Consider the following 3,174-nt stretch of genomic DNA (forward strand, 5'->3'; position numbering starts at 1 on the left):
GCATGGTAGCCGCCGCGCAAGAAGCCGCCATCGCGCTTGAGCAGCGGCAGTTCGTCGCCAAGCGCCTGCGTCAGATGCTGGGCCAGCGCCTGGGGCAGAGCATGGATGGCGGCCAATGCCGCCGCAAGTTCCGGGGGCAGGGCGGTGGCGGCAAAGATTTCGGCGATCGCGCCTGCTGCCTCGAAGCCGGCGCGCAGCGCGCCAAGGTCGCGCGGCCCACCCCGGTTGAGCGCCAGCCTCGACAGTGCGCGCGGCATGTCGGCAACGCTCTTCAGGCTCGACCGCACCGCTTGGCAGAGCCGCGTTTCGGAACGGAAGAACGACACCGAATCCAGCCTGGCGCCGATGGCCGCGGGATCGGTCAGCGGCGCCATCAGCCGGTCGGCGAGCAGCCTTGCGCCGCCGCCGGTCACCGTGCGGTCGATCGCCTTGAACAGCGACCCTTCGCGGCTGCCCGACAGTGTGCGCAGCAGTTCCAGATTGCCGCGTGTCGCCGGATCGATGAACAGGGTCGAGCCCTGCTCTTCGCGCTCGGGCCGCGACAGCGGCGGGCGCTCGGCCTTCTGCGTCTTCTCGACATAGGCGATGGCGCCGGAGATCGCCGACAGTTCGGCGCGCGAAAAGGCGCCAAAGCTATCCGGTGTCGCCACATCGAAGAAGCGGGCGATGCGTCCCGTGGCCGATGCCGAATCAAACAGCGACGGCGGCTGCGGGCTGGCGACGCGGCCGAGCACGTCGAACACCGGCTTCAACTCCGGATCGTGGAACACCGGCTCGGCGACGATCAGCTCGCGCGGATCGACTCGGAAGATGTCGGCCAGCAGCCGGTCGGCGGTGGTATCGGTGACGCGGAAGGCGCCGGTCGAGATGTCGATCCAGGCCAGCGCGAAACTGTGATCGGCTCCGCCCTTCACCCGCCCCAGCGCCATCAGGAAACTCGATTCCGAGGGCGCCAGCAATTTGTCCTCGGTGATGGTGCCCGGTGTCACCAGCCGCACGACGTCGCGGCGCACCACCGATTTGCCGCCGCGTTTCTTGGCCTCGGCCGGATCCTCGATCTGTTCGCAGACGGCGACGCGGAAACCCTGGCCGATCAGCTTTTGCAGATAGTCGTCGGCGGCATGCACCGGCACCCCGCACATCGGGATGTCGAGCCCTTGATACTTGCCGCGCTTGGTCAGCACGATGCCGAGCGCCCGGCTCGCCTTCTCGGCATCGTCGAAGAACAGCTCGTAGAAATCGCCCATGCGATAGAACAGCAGCGAATCGGGGTTCGCCGCCTTGATCTCGATAAATTGCTCGATCATCGGCGTGGCGCCGGCGTGGACGGTCGGCGCCGGCGTCATCGCCTCGGGGGCGTCTGGCTCGTTCGGGCTGTGCATGTTCATGCGCGGCACGCTAGCAGATGTGATGATGCGGTTTAATGCCGGCGCTTCGAAAAACGGGGGACGACGGGACGGCAGCTTGTCCGCAATTGCCGATGCGGACCGCGATTCCAGCGCGCGGGCGGTTTACACGCGGCGGCGCGTGGTCTTAATTCGGACCGAAACAAAGCACCCGCTTCAAGGAGGTGCTGCACCGGTGAGGAAATCAAGAACATCATGGCCAGGAAAACCGAGAACAGCGGTCCGTCCGTCAGTGCGCAGGAAGCGCTCGAATTCCACGCCATGGGTCGGCCGGGCAAGCTGGAGGTCGTCGCCACCAAGCCGATGGCGACGCAACGCGACCTCAGCCTCGCCTATTCGCCTGGTGTCGCGGTTCCGGTCCTGGCCATCGCCGAAGACCCCTCGCGCGCCTTCGACTACACGACGCGCGGCAACATGGTCGCCGTCATCTCCAACGGCACGGCCATCCTCGGTCTAGGCAATCTCGGCGCGCTGGCCTCCAAGCCGGTGATGGAGGGCAAGGCGGTGCTGTTCAAGCGCTTCGCCGATGTCGATTCCATCGACCTCGAGGTCGACACCGAGGACGCCGACGAATTCATCAACTGCGTGCGGTTCCTCGGGCCCTCTTTCGGCGGCATCAACCTCGAGGACATCAAGGCGCCGGAGTGCTTCATCATCGAGCAGCGCCTGCGCGAATTGATGGACATTCCCGTCTTTCACGACGACCAGCACGGCACCGCGATCATCTCGGCCGCCGGCCTGATCAACGCGCTGGAGATCACCGGTCGCGACATGAAGACCACAAAAATGGTCTGCAACGGCGCTGGTGCGGCCGGCATCGCCTGCATCGAGCTGATGAAGGCGATGGGCTTTGCGCCGGAAAACATCATCCTGTGCGACACGAAGGGCGTCGTTTTCCAAGGCCGCACCGAAGGCATGAACCAGTGGAAATCGGCGCATGCGGTCAAGACCGAGGCGCGCAGCCTCGCCGAGGCACTCGATGGCGCCGACGTCTTCCTCGGCCTCTCCGCCAAGGGCGCGCTGACCACTGCCATGGTGCAGTCGATGGCCAAGAACCCGATCATCTTCGCCATGGCCAATCCCGACCCGGAAATCACGCCGGAGGAGGTCGCCGAGATCCGCACCGACGCCATCATGGCCACCGGGCGTTCTGATTATCCCAACCAGGTCAACAACGTGCTCGGCTTTCCCTACATCTTCCGCGGCGCGCTTGATGTCAGGGCAACCACCATCAATGACGACATGAAGATCGCCGCCGCGCAGGCGCTGGCGGCATTGGCGCGCCAGGATGTGCCCGACGATGTCGCCGCCGCTTATCAGGGCAACCGGCCGAAATTCGGCCCCAACTACATCATCCCGGTGCCGTTCGACCCGCGCCTGATCTCGGCCATCCCGATCGCGGTCGCCAAGGCGGCGATGGACTCAGGCGTCGCCCGCAAGCCGATCCTCGATCTCGACCGTTACGCGCAGGAGCTGTCGGCCCGCCGCGACCCGATCGCCTCGACCCTGCAGCGCATCTACGACCGCGTGCGCCGCCAGCCCAAGCGCATCGTTTTCGCCGAGGGCGAGGAGGAGCAGGTCATGCGCGCCGCCGTCTCCTATGTGAACCAGCGGCTCGGCACCGCCATCCTGCTCGGACGCGACGACGTCATCAAGGAGAACGCCAAGCACGCCGGCATCGACCTCAACAAGCAAGGCATCGAGATCATCAATGCAAGGCTGTCGCGCCGCAACGGCATCTACACCGACTATCTCTACGAGCGCATGC

General features: G+C 65.7%; 1 protein-coding gene and 1 pseudogene. One reads left to right on the forward strand and one right to left on the reverse strand.

Features of this window, described 5'->3' with window-relative positions; translation table 11 throughout:
* A pseudogene (locus tag EN964_RS29965) lies at positions 1-1,388 on the reverse strand (DNA mismatch repair protein MutS); the annotation flags it as partial.
* 213 nt (positions 1,389-1,601) lie between these two features.
* Between EN964_RS29965 and EN964_RS29970 the strand changes: the two are divergent.
* The coding region (locus EN964_RS29970) for a phosphate acyltransferase (protein ID WP_127277105.1) at positions 1,602-3,174 on the forward strand (1,573 nt) is incomplete at its 3' end.

The organism is Mesorhizobium sp. M7A.F.Ca.CA.001.10.2.1, from assembly GCF_003998575.1.
In the GTDB taxonomy this organism is placed as follows: domain Bacteria; phylum Pseudomonadota; class Alphaproteobacteria; order Rhizobiales; family Rhizobiaceae; genus Mesorhizobium.